This window comes from Streptomyces sp. NPDC002324, assembly GCF_053593335.1.
This window is the reverse complement of sequence record NZ_JBSFCF010000007.1, coordinates 64,529-90,509: the sequence shown is the minus strand read 5'-3', so window position 1 is coordinate 90,509 and position 25,981 is coordinate 64,529. Positions and strand designations below refer to the sequence as shown.

The following is a 25,981-nucleotide window of genomic DNA, read 5'->3' as shown; positions in this document are numbered from 1 at the left end:
TCTTCCGGGTCAGTACTTGCGGCCCGCGACGGCCGGGGAGCCGTGCCGGGGTCCGTAGGGGGCGTGCTCCAGCCAGGCGCCGCAGCGGGGCACCACGGGGGCGAGGGCGGCCGCCGCCCGCTGTTTGACGCGGACGATACGCCGCCGGGGCCGCAGGTGGTCCAGGGCCGTGCCGGCGGCGGCGCTGTTGAACAGCCCCGCCGAGCGCCGGACCTCGGCGAAGGAGTCGACCGCCGCGGGTGTGCCGTCGGCGATGGCGCGGGCGGCGGCGACCGCGTCCGCGATGCCGCTGTTCATGCCGCGCGCGCCGAACGGCGGAAAGAGATGGGCGGCCTCGCCGGCCAGCAGCACCCGGCGGTGCGGGTCGGTGAATTCGGCGGCGACCTTGCGCAGGAAGCGGTAGGTGGACACCCACAGGACGCGCTCGTCGTACCCGTCGCCGACCACTTCCGGCAGCCAGCGCCGTACGGCCTCCTCGGTGCCGAACTCCTGTGTCGCGTCGTCGTCGCGGCACTGCAGGTCCAGCTGGAAGCCGCCGGTGAACGGCACCCGCATCACGCTGCGGCCGCCGAGCGCCGGGTGCTCGTAGTGGAAGACCCGCTCCAGGGGCAGTTCGGCCCCGGGGATGTCGGCGATGTCCGCGACGACGTGGAAGCCCTCGCCGTGGGTGCCCTCCATCGGGATGCCCAGCTCACGCCGGACGGCCGAGCGGGCGCCGTCGGCGGCCACCGCGTGGACGCCGGTCCAGGTGCGGCCGTCCTCGCCGGTGAGGGTCACCCCGCCCGGATCGGTCGTCACGGCGGTGATCCGCGCGTCCCACACGAACTCCACACCCGCGTCCCGGCAGGCGGCGAGCAGGAAGCGCTCGGTGTCGACCTGGCGGAGGCTGGTGAAGGGCGGGGTGCCGGTGGGCGGCGGGAAGGTACGGGCGTAGACCTCGCGGCCCCGGTACAGGGTGCGTCTGGTGTGCCAGGTCCGGCCGTACGAGGCGATCTTGACCGCGAGTCCGGGGTGGATGCCCTCCAGGAGTTCCAGGGTCTCGCGATGCACGAACAGGGCCCGGCTGCCGGGGCGTTCGCGGCCCTCCGGGTCGGCTTCCAGGAGGGTGACGGGGAGGTCGTGGGCGCGCAGGGCGAGGGCGGCGGAGAGGCCCACGGGGCCGGCGCCCACGACGAGGACGGGGACGGGGACGGGGACGGGGGGCGTCATGCGCGGGCGCTCTCGGTGAGCATGCGGGTGATCTCGACCCGCTTGACCTTCCAGGTGGACGTCATCGGCAGTTCCTCGAACCGCCACTGCCGGGGCTCGGCCATGGTGGGCAGGTCGGCCGTGGCCTCGTGCCAGCGCCGCAGGTCCAGGGGGCGTTCGCCGCGCACGCACACCACGGGGACGGGTTCACGGTCGACGCCGGGGACGATGACGACCTCGCGCAGCTCCTCCAGGCGGGACATCAGGGTGTCCTCGACCTCCAGGTTGCTGTGCACGGAGTCGATCTGGTCGATCTCGCGGTCGATGAGGTAGAGGCCGCCCCAGCGACTCTGGTAACCCATGTCGCCCATCTGCCACCAGCCGCTGTCGAGTTGGCGGAGGTAGCGCTCCCGGGCGCCGAGGTAGGTGAGGATGCGGCCCCGGGTGCGGGCCTCGATCCGGCCGGCGGTGCCGGGGGCGACCCGCCGGCCGGAGTCGTCGGCGACCCGGACCCGGGTGAAGCCCGGGATGCCGATGCCGACCCGGCGGCCGTCGGCGCGGGCGGCGCTGCGGCGGGTGAACCACTGGAAGGCGACCGGACCCGTCTCGCTCTGCCCGTACAGCTGGATGAGCCAGGGCGAGCGCCGCCGGGAGGCGTCCAACAGCCGCTGCACGGTGCGCGGGTGGATGGCGTCGAAGGTGGAGCCGTAGGAGCGGACGCGGGACAGGGGTGCTCCGGGCGCGTCGGCCAGCTCCTCCCACAGGACGAAGGTGTTGGGGTGGGTCTCGACGATGCCGGGGCGGTGGCGGGCCAGCAGCGGCCCGACGTTCGACGGTTCCGGGTCGATGATCAGGACCAGCGGGCTGCCGAAGTGCAGCAGGACGCCGAGCAGGTGGTAGAAGCGCGAGTGCACGAACGACATGTGCAGGGCGGCGGTCTCGCCGCGTGTGGGCCAGCCCATGGCCTTCTGCGGGACGAGCCGGTTCCACATGGTGTTCGGGCAGTGCACGGCCAGCTTGGGCAGGCCGGTGGTACCGGAGCTGTGGGTGATGAGGGAGGGGTCGCGGGGGTGCAGACGGACGGCGGCCGGCGTCGGGGCGCCCGCGTACTTCTGCAGCGGTTCGGCGCCCGGGGCGTCGTCGACGGACAGGGTGCGCCGTACCAGGCCGGTCAGACCGACGTCCGCCAGGGTGCCTTCGAGCTTGGCCCTGTCCGTGATCAGCCAGGGCCGGTGGAGGCGTTCGAGGAGCTGCCCGACCACGGAGCCCGCGAGACCGGGCGACAGCAGGACGGGGACGGCGCCGATACGGGAGACCGCGCAGGTCAGCAGCACGATGTCGACGTTGTCCGTCTTGTGGACGACGACTTCCTCGGAGGGGCGCACGCCCGCTTCCCAGAGACGGCCGGAAAGTTCGTCGACCACGTCGGCCAGGGTCGTGTAGGCGAGGTCGGTACCGAGGTCGGGGCGGACGTCGAGGGGCCGGTCCAGGGTGACGAAGACGGGGCCGTGGCGGTCGGCGGCCTCGCGGAACATGGAGCCCAGGTAGAAGCCGCGGCCGGTGAGGGCGAGTGCGGGCTGCCGGTCGGCGTGGAGCTGGTCGCGCATGGGACCGGGCCTTTCTGCGGGGATGAGGGTGTCGGCCATGGCGTCACCACGCCCCTTGGCGGACGAGGTGCCGGCGGAGCTTGCCGGTCGCGGTGCGGGGCAGCGTGGGCACGAAGCTGACGCTGCGGGGAACCTTGAAGGCGGCGAGCCGGTCGCGGGCCATGCAGATCAGCTCGGCCTCCAGGCCCACCCTGATGGGCGGGACGGGGACGACGAAGGCGCGCAGCCTGCTGGCGCCGCGCTCGTCGGTGACGGCGGCCACGGCGACGTCCCGGACCCCGGGGTGGGTGCGCAGCAGGGCCTCCACCTCCAGCGGGGAGACGGTGATGCCGCCGACCATCTCCATGTCGTCGGCCCGGCCCAGGTGCCGGTAGGTGCCGTCGGGTTCGCGCACGGCCCGGTCCCGGGTGTTGAGCCAGCCGCCGACGAGGGTGCGTTCGGTCTCCTCGGGCCGGTTGAGGTAGCCGGGGGTCACCGTCGGGCCGCGCACCCACAGTTCGCCGGCCTCGCCGTCCGCGACCTGGGCGCCCGCGCGGTCGCGGAGTTCGACCTCGAAGCCGGGGACGGGCCGGCCGACCGTGCCGGGGTGGTTGTGGTCGAAGCCGTTGGCGCAGAAGGCGTGTCCGGCCTCGGTGGAGCCGATCTGTTCGAGGACGGGGGCGCCGAGCAGTTCGGTGACCTGCTTGCCGAGTCCGGCGGGCATGCCCTCACCGGCCGACACCGCCGCGCGCACCGAGGCGAAGCATTCCTCGTGGCCATCGGCGCGGTCGGTGACCAGGGCCGCGTACGCCGAGGGCACCGAGTAGAGGAGGGTCACGCGGTGCCGGGCGACGAGTTCGTCGACCGCCGCGGGGGTGGGACGGCGGTCGGTGAGGACGGCGGAGGAGCCGGAGAAGAGGGGGAAGACGAGGGCGTTGCCGAAGCCGTAGGCGAAGTACAGCCGGGAGACGGACAGGGTGACGTCGTCCGGGGTGATGCGCAGGAGCCGGCGGCCGATGAGGTCGTGGTAGGTCCTGGGGTCGCCGTGGACGTGGACGACGCCCTTGGGGCGCCCGGTGGTACCGGAGGTGTACTGGATGTACAGGGGTGTGTGGGCGTCGACGGGGTGGGCGTGCCGGGCGGGGGCGGCCGTGGCGCTCAGGGCGGTCAGCTGGTCGGACCCGAGGCGGGGCGGCGAGGTGGTGGCACCGAGGGCCGGGTGGGGCATCTCGCGTCCGCGCGGCGGAGCCGCGGGGGCCGCGGCTCCGCGCCCCGACCGGGGCGCCGGGATGTAGGTGTCCAGCGCCGGTCCCGTCACCCAGAGCACCGCCTGTGTGTCCTCCGCCATGAACTGCAGTTCCGGCGGGGTGAGTTCGGGGTTCACCAGGACCGCGACCGCGCCCAGGCGGGCCAGGGCGAGGAACGTGGTGACCCAGGTGACGGAGTCGGGGAGGGCGAGGAGGACGCGGTCGCCGGGGCGGACGCCGTGCTCGCTGAGGACCGTGGCGCTGCGGGCCGCGAGGTCGTGCACCTCGCCGTGGGAGTAGGCCCGGTGGCCCTGGTGGAAGGCGGGGCGGGCGGTCCAGCCACGGCGGTCGGCGAGGGCCGCGAGGTGCGCCGCGAGGTTGCCGGGGGCGCCCGCGTCGGCGGGGAGCCGGGTGGGCTTCGCTGTGGTCGTGATCGTCATCGCGTCGGCTCCTCGGTGACGGCCGGGGCGGAGGCGTGCTCCCGGTGGGCGCGCATCAGCGCCGCGGTCTTCAGCAGCATCTCGTCGTACTCGGCGGCCGGATCGGAGTCGAGGACGATCGCGCCGCCCGCGCCCAGATGCATACGGCCGTCCTGGAACACGGCGGTACGGATGACGATGTTGAGATCGGCGCCGCCGCTGCACCCGAGGTAGCCGAGGGCTCCGGAGTACACGCCCCGCGCCTCGGTCTCCAGCGAGTCGATGATCTCCAGCGTGCGGAGCTTGGGGGCCCCGGTCATCGATCCGCCGGGGAAGCAGGCCCGGACGCAGTCGACGGCGTCGGTGCCCTCGCGCAGTCTGCCCTCGACCGTGGAGACCAGCTGGTGCACGGTGGCGTAGGTCTCGGTGGCCATGAGGCGGGTGACCTTCACGGAGCCGGTGCGGGAGACCCTCCCGAGGTCGTTGCGGAGCAGGTCGACGATCATCAGGTTCTCGGCGCGGGTCTTGGCGTCCGCCGCCAGTTCGTCGCGCAGCCGCTCGTCCTCCGCCGGGGTGGCGCCCCGGGGTGCGGTGCCCTTGATGGGCTTGGCCTCGGCGATGCCGTCGCGGGTGATCCGCAGGAAGCGCTCGGGCGACGACCCCGCGATGTCGAGGTCACCGAATCTGAGGAAGGCGGCGTACGGGGCCGGGTTGATGCGGCGCAGCACCCGGTAGAAGTCGTAGGGGTCGTACGGGGCGGGTAACCGGGCCGCGTTGGTCAGACAGATCTCGTAGCTCGTGCCCGCGTTCAGCTCGGCCTTGCAGGCGTCGATGTCGGCGAGGTAGGTGGCGCGGTCGCGCACGAGCCAGGGTTCGGCGGCGCGCGGGTAGGGCGGTGTGGCCGATCGCAGGGGGACCGTGGTGTCCGAGCCGATGAAGGTCAGCTGGGCCAGCGCGGAATCGAGCCAGTCGCCGGCCTCGCGGGACGCCGCCGGGGTGTCCTCGGCCAGGCAGACCGCGTAGGTGTGGCCCTCCTGGTGGTCCACCGCGATCAGCCGGTCCGCGAACAGCCAGGAGGCGTCCGGGGTCTGGGCCCGGTGCCGGTTCGGGGAACCGGTGTCGGCCTTGAGTTCGTAGCCGAAGTAGCCGACGTATCCGCCGGTGAAGTCGAAGGGCAGGCCCGTCGCGTCGACCTTGCGGCTCGCCAGCTGGCGCTTCAGGTAGTCGAAGACGCTCGCCTTGACCCTGCGGGTCGGGCGCCCCTCCCGCTCGATCTCGCAACTGCCGCTGTCGACGTCGTAGCGGACGACCTCGGCGAGCGGGCCGCTGCCGTCGCCGAAGAACGAGAACCGCGACAGGCCCTGCTCCACGCGGGAGCTGTCCAGCCAGAACGCGTGCCGCGCGTCGGCGTACATGCGGGTGAAGGCGGCCTCGGCGTCGACCGCGCCGGCGATACGGCGGGTGTGCAGCCGGTAGGCGGGTCCCGGGGCCCGCCGGGGGCGGGGGATCGCACCGCTGAGGGAGATGACCGCGGTGTTGTTCGTGCGCGGGCTGCCGGCCCGTTCCTCCGTGAGGTCACGGAAGTTGACCAGCAGACGGTGGCCGTGGTCGGTCAGGATCGACTCGGGGTGGAACTGCACGCCCCACAGCGGTCGTTCGCGGTGACGCAGCCCCATCAGGACGCCGTCCTCCGACCAGGCGGTGGCCTCCAGGGTCGGCGGCAACGGCTCGCGCACGGACAACGAGTGGTAGCGGACGACCGTGAAGTTCTGGGGCAGCCCCCGGAACAGGTCGCGTCCGTCGTGCCGGACCGTGGACAGGTGCCCGTGGCGGGGCCACGGGGCGGGCTCCACATCGGCCCGCTCGCCCACGGCGATGCCCTGATGGCCAAGGCACACGCCCAGCACCGGGATCCCGGCCTCGGCGATCACCCGGGCGGCGATGCCGAAGTCGCGCGGTTCCGAGGGGTGCCCGGGGCCCGGCGACACCACCACGTTGTCGAATTCCCGCAGCTCCGGGATGTCTTCGGCCGCGGCGTCGTTCAGCACGACCACCGGTTCCTCGCCATTGACCTCGGCGATCAGCTGGAACAGGTTGTACGTGTACGAATCATAATTGTCGATGAGCAGGGTCTTCACCCGCCCACCCCCCTCTGATCGTTCGCGGACCTAGGCGGTCCGTCGTTTGTGCCGGCCGCGCAGCGCCTGCAGCGGCGGGTACAGCCATTTCTTCAGGAAACGCTGGAGTCTCGGCATGAGAATCCAGGTGACAATGGCTGTCACGGCCAGACACAGCAGAAGTGTACGAAAAAGCGGATTCAGGTCGTTGAGATAGGGAAGTATCAGCAGGTTGAATAAGAGCACGGGCGGGAAGACCGCACTCATGTTCACCAGCCACAGTTTCCATTTCGGGGGTGGCCCCGGGGGGCCGGCAGGTGCCGGGGCCCGGGAGGTCTGGGAGTCGAACCAGGCCCTGGACCCTGCGATGCTCCGGCGCCCGGTCTCCTGCGCCAGCGCGTCGACACGGGCCGACCACTGAGCCCAGACCACGGAGTTCTCCCAAGTCCGGGCCGTATCCTCGCTGTCGAAGCGGTAGACCACATGCCAATCCGCCTCTCCGTCGACGAGTACGCCACCTCCCAGAAAACCCGGCTGCTGCGCACTCGTACGCAGCGCGGCCCACCCCCATGAGTGGAAGTCGGCCTCGCGCCCCGGCACCACCTGGTACGCGACGGTGACGGTAACGGGATTCCTGCTCACGACGTCGAATACGAGAGGAACCAAGACCCCGTTCAAATCTTCAACGAACATTTTCAAGGTGTCCGGATCGTACGTTTATGACAGCGTTTCAGATGCCTTGACGTGTTCTGTCGAGAGGTACGCCAGGGTAACTTCCGGCAAATCCGGGAAGCGGTTGCCCGACCAGTCGGAAAAGGAGCACCATCATCCACAGGCTCGGGGGGAATTGCCGGAGACGAAGGAGAGCCGATGTCCAGGTACGACTGGGATATGAACCACGACGGAATCGACCGGGCGCGCGCCGCGATCGAACCCGTACGGAAAGAAGTCACCGCACATCCGGTCTATCAGCGCATCGACACACGCGCCGATATGGCGGTGTTCATGGAACACCATGTCTTCGCGGTCTGGGACTTCATGTCCCTCCTGAAATCCCTCCAGCGGGACCTGACCTGTGTGGACGTCCCCTGGGTGCCGCGCGGGTCCGCGGTCGGCCGACGGCTCGTCAACGACATCGTGCTGGTCGAGGAGAGCGACGAGCTGAACGGCGGGTTCACCAGCCACTTCGAGCTGTACCGGGCGGGCATGAGCGAGGCGGGCGCGGACACCTCCCGCCTCGACACGTTCCTCGGGCTCGTCGGCGAGGGCCACGACGTGCCCGCGGCACTGCGGGTCGCCCGAGTACCCGGCCCCGCGGCCGAGTTCGTCCGCACGACCTTCGAGATCATCCAGGAAGGGCCGCTGCACTGCCGGGCCGCCGCCTTCGCGTTCTCCCGCGAGGATCTGATCCCGGACATGTTCGACCAGGTGATCAAGAAGGAGGGCACCGAGCGGTTCCCGCTGTTCTGCGACTATCTCGCGCGGCACATCGAGGTGGACGGGGAGGAGCACACGCCGATGGCGATGGCCATGGTGGCGGAGCTGTGCGGTGGGGAGGACCGGCGGTGGGAGGAGGCGGTGGAGACGGCGACGGCGGCGCTGGAGGCCCGCGCACGGTTCTGGGACGGGATCGTCGCGGCGATGGGGTGAGGCCGCGTGCGGCCGGGCACCTTCTGGACGGCAGAGCGCGGCCGGGCACCTTCGGACGGCCGCCTCTATGCCTCGTTCTCCGCCTCCCGCCATGCACGGGCCACGCGCTCGAACGACGTGTTGACGGCCAGCAGACCGCCGTCCACGCGCAGGGTCGTGCCGGTGATCCAGGCCGCGTCCCGCGAGGCGAGAAAGGCCATGGCCGCCGCGATGTCCGCCGGCTCCCCGACCCGGCCCAGGGGATAGATCTCGGCGAGGTCGTCGAGATGGGACTCCCGGCCCGCCCAGCCGGGGGTGCGGATCGTGCCGGGGGCCACGAGGTTGACGCGGACCCCGCGCGGCGCGGCGTCCCCGGCGAGGGTGCGGGTGAGCGAGATCAGGCCCGCCTTGGCGGCGCTGTAGACACCTCAGGCATCCAACTCGTCAAGCCGCGCTGTGTGGGTGCTTGGGGAATCGAACGCCATCGGTTCGGTGTCTTGGCTTGCGCGTGGATCTCTGATCGCGCAAGAGTTCGACTGACGCGCAGTTCAGGGTTTGTTGCGGCAGGACGGGGACAGACAGGTGTGCAGCACGGATCTGGCCGCCAAGGAGACGGCGATAACTCGATTCCTTCAGGACTACCCGCAGGCGGTCGAGGCTGGCCGTGGTCATCCCGCCCTCCGCGGGTGTGAAGATGTCCGCTGGTCCGAGTTCCCGGAGTGCCCGGCAGCGATCCCGGTGCTGTTGCACGGTCTTCTCGATCAGGCTGCCGCGCCCGAGGCCAAGCGCGTACTCACCAACTCCATTCTCAACAGCGTCAGGGAGATGAACCTGGCCATGCCGGCAGTGCTGCCGTTCCTGTTCCGTCTTGCAGGCGACCCGCGGGTTCCTGCGCAGTCCGGTCTGCTGGGTCTTCTGGTCTCGATCGCTGGATTCTCCGAGCCGATCGACGGAAGCAACGAAGCTATGGTGCGCTGGTTCGGCAGTGACAGCGATCATCCCGAGCGTGAACAGTGCCGGGCTGTGTTTACGGAGCACGCGAGCGTGGTGGCGGTGTTGGCGGAGGAACTGCCCCGTCCTGACGATCGAGCGAAGCTTCGGCAGGCTGCCGGACTCGTGTGAGTTCCCGCGTTCAGGCCGCTTCGACGACCGCGGGTGGTGATGAAGGGAAGGCGACGGCCTCGTCGAAGGGCTGTCCGTGCTGGAGGCAGTGGTAGAGCTGGCCGAGCATGCGGTTGAAGAGGTTGCGCTGGGCGGCGGCGTGCCAGTCTCCGTGGTCGTCACGGCGGCGCCTGTAGTGGGCCTTGGCGCCGGGTGAGGCGGTGATGGATGCGAAGGCCCAGAGGTAGCCGGCATGGTTGAGCCGGTCGTTCTTCACCCAGCGCCGGGTGATGCTCGACTTCTTGCCGGAGGCCCTGGTGATGGGCGAGGCGCCGGCGTATGCCTTCAGGCCGCGGGCGTCCGCGAAGCGGGTCTTGTCGTCTCCGATCTCGGCGAGCACCCGGGCGCCGAGCTGGACGCCGAGGCCGGGGAAGCTGAGGATGATCTCAGCGTCCGGGTGCTGAGGGAAAGCCTCTTCGACCGCCTCGGTGAGGTCGTCGGCGGCGGTGCATGCGGCCTCCAACTGGACCACGAGTGCGAGCATTTGCTTGCCCAGCGCGTCCTCGACCAGCGGCGGCTGGTGGGCGTAGTCGGCGCGGAAGACGTCGCGGAGCCGCTCGGCCTCGGCCGTGATGCCGCGTTTGCGGCCGGCCCGCTTGAGCGCGGCCTCCAGCTGCGTGCGGGTCAGCCGCGCGGCCCGGGTCGGCGTCGGAGCCGCCTTGAGCAGCTCCCGGGCCTCCGGCCGGCACAGACCGTTGCGCCAGGGCTCGAAGGCCGCCAGGGCGGCCGGGTAGTACTCCCGCAGCAGCGAACGGAGCTGGTTGGACAGCTGCTGGCGGTTCCACAACGAGTCCTGCTGAGCACGGGCGAGAACGGCGACGGCCCGGCCGAGGTCGCTGTCGTCGGGCAGTGGCCGGTGGGCGTGCATGTCGGTGCGCAAAATGTTCGCCAGGACCAGGGCGTCGCCGGGGTCGGACTTCTTGCGTGAGACCGAGTGCCGGTCTCGGTAGCGGGCGGCGGCCATCGGGTTGATCGCGAAGACCTTCCGCTTGCCGGCCCTCAGCACGGCCACGAGCAGGCCGCGGGAGGTTTCGATCGCGACCGGGATCGGGTTCTCCTCGCTGTCTCCGTACTCGACCAGCAGGTCCAGCAGGATCTTGTAGCCCGCAGCATCGTCGGTGATATGCCGCTTGGCCCGTAACTGGCCGCTGTCGTCGACGAGGGCGACGTCGTGCGTTCGCTCGGCCCAGTCGATACCGCAGTAGATCAAGATGTTCCTCCCCATAGTGCAGTCTGTGCAGGTCACGAGCTCATGCGGAACCACGCGGCGACCTAATCCCAGAACTCGGCGCGAGGGCCGGTCCGCCACCTCAGTAGCCGTTCGTGGCACCAGCTCACCCCACGGGCCTCGGTCTATCCGGGAGCTCAGACGGCTCGGGCTTCACAAGAGGTCACCGTGCGGCGGGCTCGCACCACCAACACCAACGAGTGATCAAGGCTCGGGTGTTGACGCTCGACGGCCCTGGGCAGCGCCGCTCTGCGCTAAGGCACCAGAGCCCGGATCGCAACAGGCATCCGCCCAGCGCCGACGAACATCAACATCCGCACTGTGGTGGTGGTACTCGAAGACGCTGGACGGCGCGCGATCTACGGCTAGGCATTTGGGCCCCAAGGTGCCCATAGGCATCCGCCCAGCGCCCACGAGTACCACCACTTATGGGCCGGTGGTGACGGCCGAGAAGGCGCCGAACACCGCGCGGTCTACAGCGAGGCGTCAAAGCCCGGCGTGATTCAGGCATCCGCTCGGCGCCCACCGGCCCATCACCATCCACGTGGTGGCGGCCGGGAAGGCGTCGAGACCCGCACGATCTCCGTGGAGGCTTCGCATGCCCGGATTACGGAAGGCGTCGCCTCGACACCCACCCGACCACCACCACGAGCACCAGGACGTTGCACCGCTCTGCAGGAAGGCATGGCCTGCCGGGCTGAAACAAGATGTCAACGGCCCCAGTACTCGAACAGATCCGAAGAGCTGAAGCTTCGCGGACCCGCCGCTACAAGGGGATTAGGCGTGGTTGCCGAAGTCCTGGAGCCCGTTGACGGAGCCGATGTTGACGATGGCCCCGCGCCCGGACGCCACCAGGTGCGGCAGTGCCGCGCGCGAGCAGCGGAACGCGCTGGTCAGGGTGAGGTCGAGGTCGCGGGCCCAGGTCTCGTCCGGGGTGTTCTCGAAGAGCGGCTCGTCCGGGGTGCAACCGAAGGCGTTGTTGACCAGGACGTCGAGGGAGCCGAGGACCGACACCGCGTGCGCGACCGCCGCCTCGACGGACTCCCGGTCCCCCACGTCGCACCGGTACGCCTCGACGGCCAGCCCCTGCCCCCGCAGCTCCGTCACGCTCCGCTCGGCCGCCGTCAGGTCCACGTCGGTGACCAGCACCCGGGCCCCTTCCTCGGCCAGCCGCCGGGCCGTCGCCGCGCCGATCCCCCGCGCCGCGCCCGTGATCAGAACCCCGTACCCCTCGAAGCGTCGCGTCGCATGCATACGGCGAACGTACTGCGCGGCCGATCACCGGGACAGGCGCGACGCGATCTGCGTCCCGGATCCCGATACCGTCTGCTCATGTCGACCTTCGTGCAGCAACTCCCCGCCCTGCTCGGTGTCGTGATAGGCGCGTTCGGCTCGTATCTGGTGGTGATGCGCGGCGAGCAGGTGCGGTTCCGGCGCGAGCGGGAGACCCGCTGGGAGGAGCGGCGGCTCGCGGTGTACGCCGACTGGGCACGGGCCGTGAAGCAGTCGGTCACGCTCACCTACCGGGTCGCCTCCCATCTCGGCAACGACCCACATCCCCACCCCCTGTCGCCCGAGGAGGCCGCGCCCCTCATGGCGGAGGCGACGACCGCCCGGGACCCCTCCGGTGAGGCACTGCTGCTCCTCGGCAGCCCGGAGGTGGTGGACAGGGCCCGCGCCTGGGTCGTCACCGTGATGGGGATGGAGGAGTTCCTTCGTGCCGGGACGCGGGACCCGGGGGCATGGCAGGCGCTGCTGGAGAGGCAGCGCGCCGGGCGGGATGCCTACTACGCCGCCGTACGCGAGGACTTGGCGCTGCCGCCCGGCCACTCCGCGCGGTGGCAACTGCCGCACGCGTCGGCGGCGGGGCTCACCGGGAGCACGCCTGCGTCCGCCCCACCGTCGGCTCCGGCGCCGCGCACCTGAACACCGTTCAGCGGTAGCCGCTGGTGTCCGCCGGCTTGCCCGCGTCCTGGACCTCGACGATGTACCGCCAGGCGTCCGGGCGGCTGCCGTCGAGGTCGGTGAAGCCGTAGGTGCGGGCGAGGGAGCCGCTGGAGAGGGACTCGCCGTTGAAGCGGGCGACCTCGGGGTCGGCGGCGAGGGCGGCGACGGCCCGGCCGACGTAGCGGGGTGTCTCCGAGATGGCGAAGTGGGGGACGCGGTCGAGGGCGTCGCGCCAGTTGTCCTCGGTGACACCGAACCCGTCGAGCATCATCTCCGAGCGGAGCCAGCCGGGGGTGAGGGCGACGGCGGTGGCTCCGCGCGGGCCCAGTTCGTGGCCGAGGGCGAACGCCATGCGCAGGACAGAGGTCTTGGCGAGGTCGTAGAAGAAGGTGGCCCGGTAGTTGGCCGCGTTGTACTCGGCCGTGCCGTCCGTCATCTCCACGACCAGGCCGCCGGGGTGGCGCAGCAGCAGGGGCAGGGCGAGGTGGTTGGTGATGGCGTGGGTCTCGACGGCGAGGCGCAGGAGCCGCAGGCCGTTGTCGAGGTCGTGCTCCCAGACGGGGCTTTCCCACTCGAAGAGCTTCTCGCCGCCCCAGATGTCGTTGACGAGCACGTCGAGCCGGCCCTGTTCTTCCGCGATCCGGTCCACCAGGGTCCGCACCTGCGCCGGTTCGAGGTGGTCGGTGGGTACGGCGATACCGTGGCCGCCCGCCTCGGTGACCAGGTCGGCGGTGTCCTCCAGGGTTTCCGGGCGGTCGTACTCGGAGCGTCGCTCGCGGGTGGAGCGGCCGGTGACGTAGACGGTCGCGCCGGCCGCGCCCAGCTCCACGGCGATTCCGCGGCCCGCTCCGCGGGTGGCTCCGGCGACGAGTGCGACCTTGCCGTCCAGCGGCTTCGACATGTCCGACCTCCTGTGTGTACGGGTGTCACCTTGGCCGACGTCGGGGGTTCCGGCGTCCTTGGGATGAGGGTGTCGTGGAAGCCGGACATCTTCTGTCGGGTTTTCGGTGGGGTGCCCAGAAGCTCGGTCGATCGGTCGATCGGTGATCGGTGATCGGTGATCGGTGATCGGTGATCGGTGATCGGTGATCGGGCGACTGCGGGTTCGTCGTGGTTGCTCGCGCGGTTCCCCGCGCCCCTTGAGGGCGCGGGGTGCTGGACTCTCCTGATCAGTGGCCCCGGTTGATCCAGTCCTCCAGGTGTGGGGCCTCCGCTCCGATCGTCGTGCTGTCGCCGTGACCGGTGCGGACGACCGTGTCGGGCGGAAGGGCGAGCAGGCGGTCGCGGATGGAGTCGATGATCGTCGGGAAGTGGGAGTACGAGCGGCCGGTGGCACCGGGGCCGCCGGAGAAGAGGGTGTCGCCGCTGAAGACCGTGCCGAGCCCCGGGTCGTACAGGCAGACGGCGCCGGGCGCGTGGCCGGGGGTGTGCAGGACGGTCAGGTCGGCGCCCGCGGCCTCGATGATCTGCCCGTCGGCCAGCCAGTGGTCGGGCAGCCGGTCGGGGTGGGTCTGCTTCCACAGCGGCAGGTCGTCCGGATGGAGCCAGATCGGCGCGCCCATGCGCTCGGCGAGGGCGGGGGCCGCGTCGATGTGGTCGTTGTGGGCGTGGGTGCAGATGATGGCCGCCAGTCGGCGCTCGCCCACGGCCTCGGCGATGGCGTCGGCGTCGTGGGCGGCGTCGATGACGACGACCTCGTGGTCGTCGCCGACCAGCCAGACGTTGTTGTCGACGTCCCAGGTGCCGCCGTCGAGGCTGAATGTCCCTGAGGTGACGAGGTGTTCGATGCGGGCGGCCATCAGAGCGTCACCACCGAGCGCAGGACGTCGCCGCCGTGCATCCGCTCGAAGGCCTTCTCCACGTCGTCGAGCCCGATGGTCTCGGTGACGAACGCCTCCAGGTCCAGGCGGCCCTGCAGATACAGGTTGATCAGCATGGGGAAGTCACGGTCGGGCAGGCAGTCGCCGTACCAGGAGGACTTCAGGGAGCCGCCGCGACCGAAGACGTCGAGGAGGGGCAGTTCGAGCTTCATCTCCGGGGTGGGGACACCGACCAGGACGACCGTGCCGGCCAGGTCGCGGGCGTAGAACGCCTGCTTGTACGTCTCCGGGCGGCCGACCGCCTCGATGACGACGTCGGCGCCGAAGCCGCCGGTCAGCTCGCGGATCGCCTCGACGGCGTCGGTGTCCTTGGAGTTGACCGTGTGGGTGGCGCCGATGCTCTTGGCGGTGGTCAGCTTCCGGTCGTCGATGTCGACGGCGATGATCTTCTCGGCGCCGGCCAGCCGGGACCCGGCGATGGCCGCGTCCCCGACACCGCCGCAGCCGATGACGGCGACGGTGTCGCCCCGGCCCACGTTGCCGGTGTTGATGGCGGCGCCGATGCCCGCCATGACGCCGCAGCCCAGCAGTCCGGCCACGGCCGGGGCGGCGGCCGGGTCGACCTTGGTGCACTGGCCGGCGGCGACGAGGGTCTTGTCCGCGAAGGCACCGATACCGAGCGCCGGGGACAGCTCCTGGCCGGTCGAGGCGAGGGTCATCTTCTGCGTGGCGTTGTGGGTGCTGAAGCAGTACCAGGGGCGCCCGCGTCGACAGGCCCGGCAGTTGCCGCACACGGCACGCCAGTTGAGGATCACGAAGTCGCCGGGGGCCACGTCCGTGACCCCCGCGCCGACCGACTCCACCACACCGGCGGCCTCATGGCCGAGCAGGAAGGGGAAGTCGTCGTTGATGCCGCCCTGCTTGTAGTGCAGGTCGGTGTGGCACACCCCGCACGCCTGCACCTTCACCACGGCCTCCCCCGGCCCCGGGTCGGGCACGACGATCGTCTCGATCCGCACCGGTTCGTTCCTGCCCGGTGCGATCACGCCGCGTACTTCCTGCGCCATGGTGAACCCTTCCGTCGATCCGAGATCGGGCGGTCGCCCGCCCCTGGTCACCCTACGGAGTGACCAGCCGGTACGGCTTCCGGAGGGGTTCGTGCGTCGTGCGTCGCGCCGGACCGGCGGGCGCCACCTGAGCCGGGGCGCGTCGTCATGCCCGTCACCGCCGGTGCGCTCGTCCTCGCCGGGCGGGGGGCTCCTGTCGGTGCGGCAGCCGCTCCCGACCCGGCGTGCGGTCCGCCGGCCCGCGCCCCCGACGTAGGCTGAAGCTCCGCGCCCCGGTCCCCACTCCCCGACCGACCTGCCGAGGAGCCTCGTGAGCACCCCTGAGACCACGACCGGGCAACAGCCGCCCACCTGGCGGCTGTTGCTCGGTTATGTACGGCCCCACCGCTGGGCACTGCTGCTGGGCGCGCTGCTGTCCCTCGTCACCGGCGCCACCGGCCTCGCGCTGCCGCTGGTGGCCCGGGAACTGATCGACGACCTCTCGCACGACCGGACCATCACCTGGGCGCTCGTCCTGATGTCCGCGCTGGTCGTCACCAACGCGGCGGTGGGCGCGGTGGGTTCGTACGTGCTGCGGCGCACCGCCGAATCGGTGGTGCTCGGCGCGCGGCGGGCCCTGTCCTCGTATCTGCTGCGGCTGCGGATCACGGCGGTGGACCGCAGCGAGCCGGGCGACCTGATGGCACGGATCACCTCCGACACCACCTTGCTGCGCGAGGTCACCACCGACACCCTGGTGGGCCTCGGCACCGGCGGGCTGACGCTGGTCGCCACGGTGGTGCTGATGGGGCTGGTGGACCCGGTGCTGCTGGCCGTGACGCTCGGCGTGATCCTGGGCGCGGGCGTGGTGTTCGGGGTGATCGTCCCCCGCATCAACCGGGCGAGCCGGGCGGCGCAGGACGCGGTCGGCGCGATGGGCGCCTCCCTGGAGCGGATCCTCGGCGCGCTGCGCACGGTGAAGGCGTCCGGCGCCGAGCACCGCGAGGAGGAGACGATCCACGCGGCGGCCGAGGAGTCGTGGCGGCAGAGCGTGCGGGCCGCCAAGTGGTCGGCCGCCGCCGGGAACACGGCCGGACTCGCCATGCAGATCGCCTTCATCACCGTGCTGGCGGTGGGCGGCGCCCGGGTTGCGACCGGCGCGATCGACGTGGGCACGCTGGTGGCGTTCCTGCTGTACGTCTTCTATCTGATGTCGCCGATACAGCAGGTCGTGGGAGCGATCACCCAGTACCAGACCGGTGCCGCCGCGCTCTCCCGCATCCAGGAGGCGCTGCGACTGCCCGCCGAACCGGCCGGCGAGCCGGCTCCCCTGCCCTCCCCCGACGCCGCACCGGCCGCCCTCTCCTTCGACGAGGTCCGCTTCCGGTACGCCGACGATCTGCCGTACGTCCACCACGGGGTGACCTTCGAGGTCCCGGCGCGGGGCATGACGGCGTTCGTGGGGCCCTCGGGCGCGGGCAAGACGACGGTCTTCTCGCTCATCGAGCGGTTCTACGACCCCGAGGCCGGGCTGATCACCGTCGACGGCCGCGATGTCGCCGAGTGGGAGCTGTCCCGGCTGCGGTCCGCGATCGGTTACGTCGAGCAGGACGCGCCCGTGCTGTCGGGGACCCTGCGCGACAACCTGCTCCTGGGCAACCCCCGTGCCGACGAGGGCGACCTCACGCGCGTGGTGAAGACGACCCGGCTGGACGGTCTGGTGGCCAAGCTCCCGCAGGGCCTGGAGACCCTGGTCGGCCACCGGGGCACCAAGCTGTCCGGCGGCGAACGCCAGCGGGTCGCCATCGCCCGCGCCCTGCTGCGCCGCCCCCGTCTGCTGCTGCTCGACGAGGCGACGAGTCAGCTGGACGCGGTGAACGAGGCGGCGCTGCGGGACACGGTCGCCGACGTGGCCCGGACGACGACGGTGCTGGTCGTGGCCCACCGGCTGTCGACGGTGACGATGGCCGACCGCATCGTGGTGATGGACGGGGGCCGGGTCCGCGCCGTCGGCACCCATCGCGAACTGGTGGCCGCCGACCCGCTGTACGCGGAGCTGGCGGCCACGCAGTTCCTCGCGACGGCCGGCTGAACGGCCGGGGCCGGTCAGAACGGGAAGTGCGCCTGCTGGGTGGCGATGGTCACCCAGCGGGTGTTGGAGAAGGCCTCGATGCCCCAGCGGCCGCCGAAGCGCCCGTAGCCGGAGGCCTTCACCCCTCCGAAGGGAACCATCGGCTCGTCGGCCACCGACTGGTCGTTGACGTGGACGATGCCGGTGCGGATCCGGCGGGCGACGGTCAGGCCGTGCGTGGCACTCTCGGTGATGACGCCGCAGCTCAGGCCGTTGTCCGTGTCGTTGGCGATGGCCACGGCCTCCGCGTCGGCGGCGAACGTCTGCAGCACGCAGACCGGGCCGAAGGACTCCTGGTAGTAGAGGTCGGCGTCCTGGGGGACGTCGGTGAGCACGGTCGCCGGGTGCACCGCGCCCTCCGGCTGCCCGCCTCCGGTGAGCACCGTGGCGCCCTTGGCGACGGCGTCCTCGACCAGCGCGGCGATCCGCCGGGCGGCGTCGGCGCTGACGAGCGGGCCGACCACCGTGTGCGGGTGGTTCGGGTCTCCGGCCTGGAGGGTGGCGACCTTGGCGGTGAACTTCCGCGCGAACTCCTCGGCCAGCGACTCGTGGACGAGGATGCGGTCGCCGGACATGCAGATCTGTCCGGCGTTCATGAAGACGCTGAAGGTGACGGCGTCGACGGCGTAGTCCACGTCGGCGTCCTCGAGCACGATGACGGCGTTCTTGCCGCCCAGCTCCAGTACGGCGGGCTTGAGGTGCTTCGCCGCGTGCGTGCCGATGATGCGGCCGACGCCGGTGGAGCCGGTGAAGTTCACCGCGCGCACCCGCTCGTCGGAGATCAGCGCCTCGGCGATCTCCGCGGCGTCCTCGGGCGCGTTGGTGACGACGTTGAGCACGCCGTCGGGCAGCCCTGCCTCCCGGAGCACGTCCGCGACCAGCAGCCCGCAGGCGATGGGCGCGTCCTCGCTGGGCTTGACGACGACGGTGTTGCCGGCGGCCAGCGGTGCCGCCACGGCCCGTACGCCGAGGATGACCGGCGCGTTCCACGGCGCGAACGCGGCCACCACGCCCAGGGGTTCGCGCACCGCGAGACTCAGCGCACCCTCCTTCTGGGTGGCGAGCACCTCGCCGCGCGGAGCGGTGATCGCGGCTGCCGCCTCGCGCAGGATGTTCGCCGCGAGCGCCACGTTGAAGTAGGCCCAGGGGCGGGTGCCGCCGGCCTCGCGCGCCATGATGTCGGCGACCTGGTCGCCCCGGCCCTCCAGCAGGTCGGCGGCCTTGAGGAAGATCGCCCGCCGGGCGAACGGGGCGAGCGCGGCCCACTCCTCGAACGCGGCGTCGGCGGCGTCCACGGCCCGGGTCACGTCCTCCGGTCCGGCCGCCGCGACCGTCGCGTACACCTCCCCCGTGTACGGGTCGAGGTCTTCGGCGGTGCGGCCGGACGTGGCGGGCACGTCCTTGCCGCCGATCAGAAGGTCACGGGTCAAGGCCATGATGCGGCTTCCTCGGGGTACGTATCGACGACGGTACGTGATCGAGCATGATCGCTCGTGAACGATCGTAGTGCGAAATTCAATTACGTTACTGTTCCGTGATGCTCTGCCCGTTTCCCGGGGGATGTCAAGAGCCCCACCACGCTGACCGCGGCGGGGCTCTCGCTCTGTTCGACCGGCTTCGCTACTGGACGGCGCCCAGCAGGCCGAGGGCGGGCGCGGCGAGGTCGGTGACCTGGTGCAGCTCGTTCAGCCGGTTCAGCTCGTGGACCTGGTTCAGGCTGTCGAGCTGCTGCGAGGGACGCGGAAGGCTCGCCTTCCGCTCCTCGGGGAGGTCGCTGACGGCGAGCGAGTCCAGCGTGGAGATCGGGCTGAAGCGGGTCGCGTCCGCCGTCGCGTCCGCGTTCGCCATCGGTGCGGCCAGACCCGTGACACCCACGGCGAGACCCACGGCGGCGACGATGCGTCGAGTTGAGATCATGCCCTCAGCAACGCTCCCCGGCCCCGGTCGGTCACGGCCGCTCACCCGTGAGGCGCACGTCCGCCACAGCACTTGCCGGGCGCCGCCCGGCGGAGGAGCCTGGCAGGAGAGGCCTTGAGCGGCCCGTCGCCCCCTGCCGGGCCCGGCCTTCGAAGGAGGTCAGCCATGGGCACCTCGACGAGCCCCGCCTTCGATGTCGAAGCGCTGCGCCGGGGCACGGAGGAAGCGGACGCGGCGACGCTGACGTCGCTCTACGCGGACGACGCCGAGATGCGCGTCGTGGACCGCAACACCCAGCCCAGCCATCCCAAGGTGCTGCACGGCCGGGACGAGATCGCCGCGATGTACGACGACGTCTGCAGCCGGGAGATGACGCACAAGATCGAGCAGTGCCTCGTCCAGGGCGATCAGGTCGCCGTCACCGAGTCCTGCGAGTACCCCGACGGGGTACGGGTCTGGGCCAGTTCGATGATCTCCCTGCGCGACGGCAAGATCATCGACCACACCCTGCTTCAGGCCTGGGACGAGTAGCCGGGGCCGTGCGGGCGGTTTCGGACAGCGGCTTTTTCGGGTCATCGTGGTGCGGTCCCGCTGCCGCTGTCCGGCGGCGACGCCATACTGTCGGGCGTGCGTGTTGCGATCATGACGGCGGGTTCCCGGGGTGACGTGGCCCCGTACACCGGGCTGGGGCACGGGCTGGCGCGGGCCGGGCACGAGGTCACGCTGGTGACGCACGCCCGGTTCGAGCCGCTGGTGGCGGGCTCGGGGGTCGCCTTCCACGCCCTTCCCGTGGATCCCCGGGCGGAGCTGGAGTCGGAGCGCGGACGGGGACTGCACCGAAGTTCCACCGGGGCCGGGAAGCTGTACCGGGCGGCGGAGATGGCCCGGAGTCTGGTGGGGCGGATGGCCGGTGATCTGGAGGCCGCCGCCCGTGCCGGTGACGTTCTGCTGCTGGCCGGCACGGTCGCGCCGCTCGGCCACGCCATCGCCCGGGGACTGTCGGTCCCGAGCCTGGGCGTCAATCTGCAACCCCTCGCGCCGACACGGGAGTTCGCCCCTCCGATGACCGGGGTCCGGTCCTGGGGCCCGGTCGGCAACAGGGTGGCCGGGCACGCGGTGAACGCGGCCGTCGAGTGGATCTTCACGGAGGAGGTGCGGCGACTGCGTACCGAGTACGGGCTCCCGCGTACCGGCCCGGTGGCCTTGCGCCGGGCCCGGGAGCGGCTGGGCCGACAGGTCTTCCACGGCTTCAGCCCCCGGGTGGTGCCCCGCCCCGGCGACTGGCGGGCCGGGCACGACGTCACCGGCTACTGGTGGCCGTACGACCGCGAGGACCGGCTGCCCGCACCGCTGCTGGACTTCCTCGACGCCGGGCCGCCCCCGGTCTTCGTGGGCCTGGGCAGCGCGACCGTGCCCGACCCGGAACGGATGAGCGGCGAGGTCGTACGGGCCCTGCGGGCGGCCGGGCTGCGCGGGGTGATCCAGCGGGGATGGGGTGAACTGCGGGGTGAGGGCGAGGACATGTGCACGGTGGGCGAGGTGCCGCACTCCCTGCTCTTCCCGAGGATGGCCGCCGTCGTCCACCACGCGGGCGCGGGCACCACGGCGGCGGGCCTGCGCGCCGGGGTCCCGGCGGTGCCGGTGCCCGTCCAGTTCGACGAGGCCTTCTGGGCCGCCCGCCTCGTCGCCCTCGGCGTGTCGCCCACGGCCGTCCCCCTGCGCGGCTTCACCTCCGGCGCACTGGCGTCCGCCCTGCGCCGCGCGACCACCGACCCCGCGTACGGCCACCGCGCCCGGACCCTGGCTGAGGAACTGCGCGGGGAGGACGGGGTACAACCGGTCCTGACGGCCCTGGACCGACTCTCCTGACGCCGGACCTCCGCCTGCCCCTCTTCTCCCACTCGTGGACCTCGGCAGCGGCCGCCCTCGGCCGCCGGCCGCCTCCTCGTCGCCGGCCTCCGACTGGTTCACCTCCCGGTCGTCGACCTTCGGCCCAGCCTCGCCCGGCCGCCACGGTTTCGGCTCCCCGACCGCTCGGCCTGGCCCTTCGGGGCGACTCCGGGCCACTCCGGGCTCAGCCTGCCCCCATCCACCGGCCTCCGCCTCAGCCGTCCCCCGGTGGTGCACGGGTTCGCAGTCACCACCCGTCGGGCCAGCTCCTCCCTCGGTCAACGTCCCTCGGCACCCCGCCTTGCCGGCTCCACCCTCCCGGTCGGCACATTCCTTCTTCGCCGACCCCGCTCCCCGCGCCCCGGCCCCCGGCCTCCGGCCGGAACCCCCCCGGTTCTCCGCCCGAGCCTCCCGCCCACCGGCGTCCGGTGCGCCCCCGCCGGTCTCGCACTCGGGGTTCACAGTCGGCAAGCCTCGGGCCGGCCGCCCCGGCTTCGGGTCAGTCCGTCTCCGGGCTTCACCCCGCCGGCCGCAGGATCCCGAGCAGCAGGCCGACCAGTTCGTCGACCACCTCGTCGAGGGGGGCGTCGACGAAGCCGGCCTGCCAGTCGTGGAGGAGGCCGTTGACGCTGCCGATGAAGGCCGTGGCGGCGATGCGGTAGTCGCGGGGGGCCGCCTCACCGCGTTCGGCGGCCGCGGTGGCCTCGGCGCAGATGAAGTCGACCCAGCGGGAGCGGCGTTCCAGGCGCTGGCGCTCCAGGCGGGGGCTGACGCCGATGATCTCGGTGAAGGTGATCCGCAGCCGGCGCGGGTCACCGGTGACGTTCGCGGCGTAGGCGCGGAACGCGGCGGTGGCGCGCTCGGCGATCGACTCGCCCTGCGCCGCCGCGAGACCGGTGAGCGCGGCCTCCTCGGCCCAGTCGTTGACCCGGAGGTGGAGGGCGGCCAGCACATCCTCCAGGGTGTGGAACTCCTCGTAGAACTGGCGGGTCGACAGTCCGGCGGCCTCGCTCAGACCCGCGATCGTGGTCGCCCGGAAGCCTGGGGTGTCGCCGAACATCTGCAGACCCGCGTCGAGGAACCGGTCCCGGCGCTCGGCCCGGCGCTCCGCCGCGGACCTGCCCCCGTACCGGCCGGTGGGCTGTTTGAGCCTGCCCGCCACGCTGCTCCTCCCGACAGATCACCGCTCGCTGCGACGGCCGGGTTCGGCCGTCGGCTGATTTTGTCGTGTCTTTGGTCTTGTGGTGAAGCGGGGCCGTTCCTTACTTTCCAGTAAGTCCATTTGAACGCTGCCGTATTCAGACTTCCCGTAGCCGCTTCCGGCCTTCACGGTCCCCGAGTCGCCTTGTCATGCCCTGAGCAAGCAGGAGGAACCGATATGTCCGTCTCCCCCACCCCCCGCCGCCGTAGGACCCGGCATGTCGGTGCCGCCGTAGCCGCGCTCGCGCTGACCGCCACCGCCGTGGCGACCGCCGGGCCCGCGAGCGCCGCGGCCGACCTGCGGGAGGTGATGTTCGTGGGCAACAACTGGGAGGGCACCGCGGACGTCATCAAGGCCTCCGGCGACTTCGCCAAGATCGGCCGGATCAACGTCATCCCCGACAAGGACGCCCGGATGGCGGAGATCAACGCCGACCCGATCCGCTGGATCGCCTACATGACGATCCGGAACAGCGTGGGCGAGGGCCACGACCAGTACGTGGACGACATGTACTCCACGCCGGACGGCTCGTCCATGGTCGTCTCCCGCCCGAGCTTCGCCGACGTGGTCTCCATCAACGTCAGGACCGGCGCCATCAACTGGCGCTTCCCGGTGTCGGGTTACCGCTCCGACCACATGGCGGTCTCCCCCGACGGCAAGCGCGTGGCGGTGTCGGCGTCGACCGGCAACACCGTGCACGTGCTGGACATCGTCACCGGCAAGCAGCTCGGGTCGTTCAAGACCGGCGACAAGCCGCACGAGAACATCTTCACCAAGGACGGCAAGTACATCTGGAACATGGCGATCGGTGACGTCAACACCCAGACCGACGCGCCCTGGCTGGACTGGACGAAGGGCGACCGCAAGATCACGGTCGCCGACGCGAACACCTTCCAGCAGGTCAAGGTGATCGACATGCGCGCGCGGCTCGACGCCATCGGGCTGAGCGACTACTCGGACGCCGTCCGGCCCGCCGCCTTCTCGCCCGACGAGACGAAGCTGTACTTCCAGGTGTCGTTCTTCAACGGCTTCTTCGAGTACGACATCGCCACCGACAAGATCACCCGCACCAAGACCCTGCCGAAGTCCCCGGGCGTCAGCGACGACCGCACCACCTTCGTCAACGACTCGCGCCACCACGGCCTCACCATGAAGCCGGACGGCACGAAGCTGTGCATCGCCGGCACGATGGACGACTACGCGACCGTCGTGGACCGCGCGACCTTCCAGGAGGGCCCGCTCGTCCCCGTCTCCAAGCCGTACTGGTCGACCGTCAGCGGTGACGGCAAGTCCTGTGTGGTCTCCGAGAGCGGCGCCGACCAGGTCACGGCGATCGACTTCGCCACCGGGAAGAAGACCGTGTCCGTCGCAGTCGGCGACCACCCCCAGCGGGTGCGCGTGGCACAGGTGCCCGCCGACTGGACCGGACCCTCGGCTAACTGAACCTGGCGGTCAGCCAGTTCGACAGCTCCGTCCGTGCCGCGCCCAGTTGCGCGGCGGACGGGGCTGTCGCGCCGTTGGTGACCAGGGCGTAGTGGAGCTTGCCCGTGTCGGCGGCGGTCAGCAGCAGACGGCGGCTGCCGGTGCCGCCCGGCTCCTTCGCGGCGGCGATCGGTGTGGACGTGGTGTACGCCGGCGGCGCCGCCGTCACCCCGAGGTCGGACACCACCGTGGTGGACGCGGTGGGGAAGGACGCCGGCAGGTGCAGCTCGGTCGGCTCCGTACTGCCGTCCGAGCGCCAGACCAGCAGGGAGTACTGGCCGGAGCCGACGAGCGAGGAGACGTTCGGCAGCGAGCTGGGCACCGGGTTCCACGTCAGGGTCGTGGAACCGTCCCGCGAGCGGTCCTCGTAGGTGAAGGCGACCGTGCTGCCCGCCGTGGCGCTCGGGTAGATCCGGTCCAGCATCCGGGCGTCCTGGCGGAGCACGGCCGTTCCGGTGTCGTCGAGACGTACGGCGGAGAGGTCCTCACCGTTCCAGCCGTCGGCCTCGGCCTGCACCTTGTCGGGGTTGTCGTTCATCAGCTCGTGGTGGCGGCCCCAGTAGATGTCCCACTGCCACTGGGAGCCGGAGAGGACCGGGCCGGAGGAGGCCGGCTTCGTCCACCAGTCGACGCCCTTCACCCGGGAGTCCAGCGCCTGGTACATGGCCTTGTAGACCGTGGGCGCCTTGTCGGAGACCGAGCCGCTGAGCGGGTGTCCGAACTCGCTGACGACGGCCGTGGTGCCCCCGGCGGCGGCCCGGTCGCGCACGGTCCCGAAGTCGTTCACGTACTGACCGTTCTCCGCCTTGCCCCACATGAAGACGCCGGAGATCGCCTTCTGGTCGTAGAAGTGGGTGTTGAAGACGTAGCGCGGTCCGATGGTGCCCGCGTCGAGGAGTCCGCCCTCCTGCTTCTGGAAGTCGATGTTGGCGTTCCAGAAGAGGTTCGGCTCGACGAAGGCCGGCTTCGCCTGCCAGCCCGCCGCGTCCATCCGGGAGCGGAACCTGACGTAGAACGGCCACAGGACGTCCTTCTCCCACGTCCTGCTGGTCTGCCCCGAGTCGAGGACGCCGGGATGCGGCTCGTTCCACGGGTCGAAGCCGACCACGCCCTGGAACTGGGCGGACGTGAGGTTGGACTTCACGTACGCCATCGTCTTCTGCGCGGTGTCCAGGAAGGAGTCCTGGACACCGTAGGTGTTGTGCCAGAAGTCGTACGTCGACTTCGTCACCGCCGCGTTGGAGGTGATGTTCTGGCCCCAGAACGGGCAGACCCCGCAGTACTCGTCGGGGTAGTCGCCGAGGTCCACGGCCCACTTGGGGGCGCCGTCGCCGGTGTACCAGCTGTCGGAGTCGAACAGCCAGCGGGAGTACAGGTCCTGGTGGAAGTCGGGATAGACCCTGATCCCCGCGTCCAGGAACGCGCCCATCTGCGCGGTGGCCGCCGCGAGGTAGGTGGTGCTCACCTGCCCGCGCACCGGTTCCGCGTACGCCCAGGAGAGCAGGAAGCGGACGGAGTTGCCGCCGCCCAGTGCCCGGAGCGCGGTCGCCGACTTCCTCGCGTCGGCGACCGAGGCGAAGGGCAGCCCGTTGTTCTCCTTGAGTTTCGTCTCACCCGAGACGTTGTAGCCGCGCAGGACGACCTCGCGGCCGAGTCCGTCCTTGAAGCGGCCGCCCTCGACGGTGAGGGTGGCCGCGGCCTGCGAGTCGAACCAGAGATCATCAGTGAGAGCGGAGGCGGGCTGGATGGGGCCCGCCGTGGTCAGGAAGCCGGTGACGAGTACCAGGACACCGAGCAGACGAGTGCGCAATCTTGACATGTCCGCCACATTCGACATGTGCACTACCGTCCCAATGGTCAGGCGGGCCGTCAATAGCAACTGACGCACGAGTAAGTACCCGTTTTCGCAAGACAGTTCACCTACCCCGACCGATTCTTTGCCCTGCGCGACCCGGAGGGCCCTTGTGCGCCC

The 25,981-nt window shown here is 71.2% G+C and carries 20 protein-coding genes and 2 pseudogenes; 7 read left to right on the top strand and 15 right to left on the bottom strand.

Going from position 1 to position 25,981, the window contains the following annotated elements:
* Window positions 1-9 precede the first annotated feature (9 nt).
* From ACWCRJ_RS12500 to ACWCRJ_RS12480, 5 genes are read right to left on the bottom strand one after another with little or no spacing between them, the layout of a single operon-like run.
* A complete protein-coding gene (locus tag ACWCRJ_RS12500; RefSeq protein ID WP_450939250.1) occupies window positions 10-1,209 on the bottom strand; it encodes an FAD-dependent monooxygenase in 1,200 nt (399 codons plus the stop codon).
* Window positions 1,206-2,834, bottom strand: a complete 1,629-nt coding sequence (locus tag ACWCRJ_RS12495) for a class I adenylate-forming enzyme family protein (protein ID WP_450939249.1) — start codon at window positions 2,832-2,834, stop codon at window positions 1,206-1,208. The genes ACWCRJ_RS12500 and ACWCRJ_RS12495 overlap by 4 nt, the downstream gene beginning before the upstream one ends.
* 4 nt (window positions 2,835-2,838) lie before the next feature.
* Complete coding sequence (locus ACWCRJ_RS12490) at window positions 2,839-4,461, bottom strand: benzoate-CoA ligase family protein (protein WP_450939248.1); 1,623 nt, start codon at window positions 4,459-4,461, stop codon at window positions 2,839-2,841.
* Window positions 4,458-6,578, bottom strand: coding sequence for an aminodeoxychorismate synthase component I (gene pabB, locus ACWCRJ_RS12485; RefSeq protein ID WP_450939247.1), 2,121 nt, complete (start codon window positions 6,576-6,578; stop codon window positions 4,458-4,460). Before pabB ends, ACWCRJ_RS12490 begins: the two co-directional genes overlap by 4 nt.
* 30 nt (window positions 6,579-6,608) lie before the next feature.
* The gene (locus ACWCRJ_RS12480) at window positions 6,609-7,250 is read right to left on the bottom strand and encodes an antibiotic biosynthesis monooxygenase (RefSeq protein ID WP_450939246.1); all 642 of its coding nucleotides are present in this window, start codon (window positions 7,248-7,250) and stop codon (window positions 6,609-6,611) included.
* Window positions 7,251-7,427: 177 nt separating this feature from the next.
* On the opposite strand from ACWCRJ_RS12480, the gene ACWCRJ_RS12475 reads away from it, so the two are divergent.
* Complete coding sequence (locus ACWCRJ_RS12475) at window positions 7,428-8,207, top strand: DUF3050 domain-containing protein (protein WP_450939245.1); 780 nt, start codon at window positions 7,428-7,430, stop codon at window positions 8,205-8,207.
* A 65-nt stretch (window positions 8,208-8,272) separates the two neighbouring features.
* On the opposite strand, the pseudogene ACWCRJ_RS12470 reads toward ACWCRJ_RS12475, so the two are convergent.
* Window positions 8,273-8,608: pseudogene (locus ACWCRJ_RS12470) on the bottom strand (SDR family NAD(P)-dependent oxidoreductase); the annotation flags it as partial.
* A gap of 160 nt (window positions 8,609-8,768) precedes the next feature.
* Here ACWCRJ_RS12470 and ACWCRJ_RS12465 point away from each other — a divergent pair.
* Window positions 8,769-9,308, top strand: a complete 540-nt coding sequence (locus ACWCRJ_RS12465; RefSeq protein ID WP_450939244.1) for a hypothetical protein — start codon at window positions 8,769-8,771, stop codon at window positions 9,306-9,308.
* Between the two features lie 10 nt (window positions 9,309-9,318).
* On the opposite strand, the gene ACWCRJ_RS12460 is transcribed toward ACWCRJ_RS12465, so the two are convergent.
* Both ACWCRJ_RS12460 and ACWCRJ_RS12455 read right to left on the bottom strand, forming a co-directional pair.
* The gene (locus ACWCRJ_RS12460) at window positions 9,319-10,572 is read right to left on the bottom strand and encodes an IS110 family transposase (RefSeq protein WP_450939243.1); all 1,254 of its coding nucleotides are present in this window, start codon (window positions 10,570-10,572) and stop codon (window positions 9,319-9,321) included.
* A gap of 783 nt (window positions 10,573-11,355) precedes the next feature.
* Window positions 11,356-11,829 (bottom strand): annotated as a pseudogene (locus ACWCRJ_RS12455) (SDR family NAD(P)-dependent oxidoreductase); the annotation flags it as partial.
* Window positions 11,830-11,907: 78 nt separating this feature from the next.
* On the opposite strand from ACWCRJ_RS12455, the gene ACWCRJ_RS12450 reads away from it, so the two are divergent.
* Window positions 11,908-12,501, top strand: coding sequence for a hypothetical protein (locus ACWCRJ_RS12450; protein ID WP_450939242.1), 594 nt, complete (start codon window positions 11,908-11,910; stop codon window positions 12,499-12,501).
* Between the two features lie 7 nt (window positions 12,502-12,508).
* Here ACWCRJ_RS12450 and ACWCRJ_RS12445 read toward each other — a convergent pair whose 3' ends face one another.
* The 3 genes from ACWCRJ_RS12445 to ACWCRJ_RS12435 all read right to left on the bottom strand — a co-directional run bounded on the left by ACWCRJ_RS12445 (window position 12,509) and on the right by ACWCRJ_RS12435 (window position 15,409).
* A complete protein-coding gene (locus ACWCRJ_RS12445) occupies window positions 12,509-13,423 on the bottom strand; it encodes an SDR family oxidoreductase (RefSeq protein ID WP_450939241.1) in 915 nt (304 codons plus the stop codon).
* Between the two features lie 268 nt (window positions 13,424-13,691).
* On the bottom strand, window positions 13,692-14,321 hold the full coding sequence (locus ACWCRJ_RS12440) for an MBL fold metallo-hydrolase (RefSeq protein WP_450939240.1): 630 nt from the start codon (window positions 14,319-14,321) through the stop codon (window positions 13,692-13,694).
* Complete coding sequence (locus ACWCRJ_RS12435) at window positions 14,321-15,409, bottom strand: S-(hydroxymethyl)mycothiol dehydrogenase (RefSeq protein ID WP_450939239.1); 1,089 nt, start codon at window positions 15,407-15,409, stop codon at window positions 14,321-14,323. Before ACWCRJ_RS12435 ends, ACWCRJ_RS12440 begins: the two co-directional genes overlap by 1 nt.
* A gap of 310 nt (window positions 15,410-15,719) precedes the next feature.
* Here ACWCRJ_RS12435 and ACWCRJ_RS12430 point away from each other — a divergent pair, with 310 nt between their 5' ends.
* Window positions 15,720-17,480, top strand: a complete 1,761-nt coding sequence (locus tag ACWCRJ_RS12430) for an ABC transporter ATP-binding protein (RefSeq protein WP_450939238.1) — start codon at window positions 15,720-15,722, stop codon at window positions 17,478-17,480.
* Window positions 17,481-17,494: 14 nt separating this feature from the next.
* Here the strand turns inward: ACWCRJ_RS12430 and ACWCRJ_RS12425 are convergent, their stop codons facing one another.
* Window positions 17,495-18,955 carry an aldehyde dehydrogenase family protein gene (locus tag ACWCRJ_RS12425; protein ID WP_005483977.1) on the bottom strand — a complete coding sequence of 487 codons (1,461 nt, stop codon included), beginning with the start codon at window positions 18,953-18,955 and terminating at the stop codon, window positions 17,495-17,497.
* Window positions 18,956-19,139: 184 nt separating this feature from the next.
* The gene (locus ACWCRJ_RS12420) at window positions 19,140-19,436 is read right to left on the bottom strand and encodes a hypothetical protein (RefSeq protein WP_450939237.1); all 297 of its coding nucleotides are present in this window, start codon (window positions 19,434-19,436) and stop codon (window positions 19,140-19,142) included.
* Between the two features lie 165 nt (window positions 19,437-19,601).
* Between ACWCRJ_RS12420 and ACWCRJ_RS12415 the strand changes: the two genes are divergently transcribed.
* Window positions 19,602-19,967 carry a nuclear transport factor 2 family protein gene (locus ACWCRJ_RS12415; protein WP_450939236.1) on the top strand — a complete coding sequence of 122 codons (366 nt, stop codon included), beginning with the start codon at window positions 19,602-19,604 and terminating at the stop codon, window positions 19,965-19,967.
* 111 nt (window positions 19,968-20,078) lie between these two features.
* The gene (locus ACWCRJ_RS12410) at window positions 20,079-21,305 is read left to right on the top strand and encodes a glycosyltransferase (protein ID WP_450939395.1); all 1,227 of its coding nucleotides are present in this window, start codon (window positions 20,079-20,081) and stop codon (window positions 21,303-21,305) included.
* A 538-nt stretch (window positions 21,306-21,843) separates the two neighbouring features.
* On the opposite strand, the gene ACWCRJ_RS12405 is transcribed toward ACWCRJ_RS12410, so the two are convergent.
* Window positions 21,844-22,488 carry a TetR/AcrR family transcriptional regulator gene (locus ACWCRJ_RS12405; protein WP_450939235.1) on the bottom strand — a complete coding sequence of 215 codons (645 nt, stop codon included), beginning with the start codon at window positions 22,486-22,488 and terminating at the stop codon, window positions 21,844-21,846.
* Window positions 22,489-22,704: 216 nt separating this feature from the next.
* Between ACWCRJ_RS12405 and ACWCRJ_RS12400 the strand changes: the two genes are divergently transcribed.
* A complete protein-coding gene (locus ACWCRJ_RS12400) occupies window positions 22,705-23,970 on the top strand; it encodes a YncE family protein (RefSeq protein ID WP_450939234.1) in 1,266 nt (421 codons plus the stop codon).
* Here the strand turns inward: ACWCRJ_RS12400 and ACWCRJ_RS12395 are convergent.
* Window positions 23,963-25,828: an endoglycosylceramidase gene (locus ACWCRJ_RS12395; protein WP_450939233.1), complete on the bottom strand. Its 1,866-nt coding sequence runs from the start codon at window positions 25,826-25,828 to the stop codon at window positions 23,963-23,965. The two genes, ACWCRJ_RS12400 and ACWCRJ_RS12395, sit on opposite strands and share 8 nt — an antisense overlap.
* Window positions 25,829-25,981: the final 153 nt, after the last annotated feature.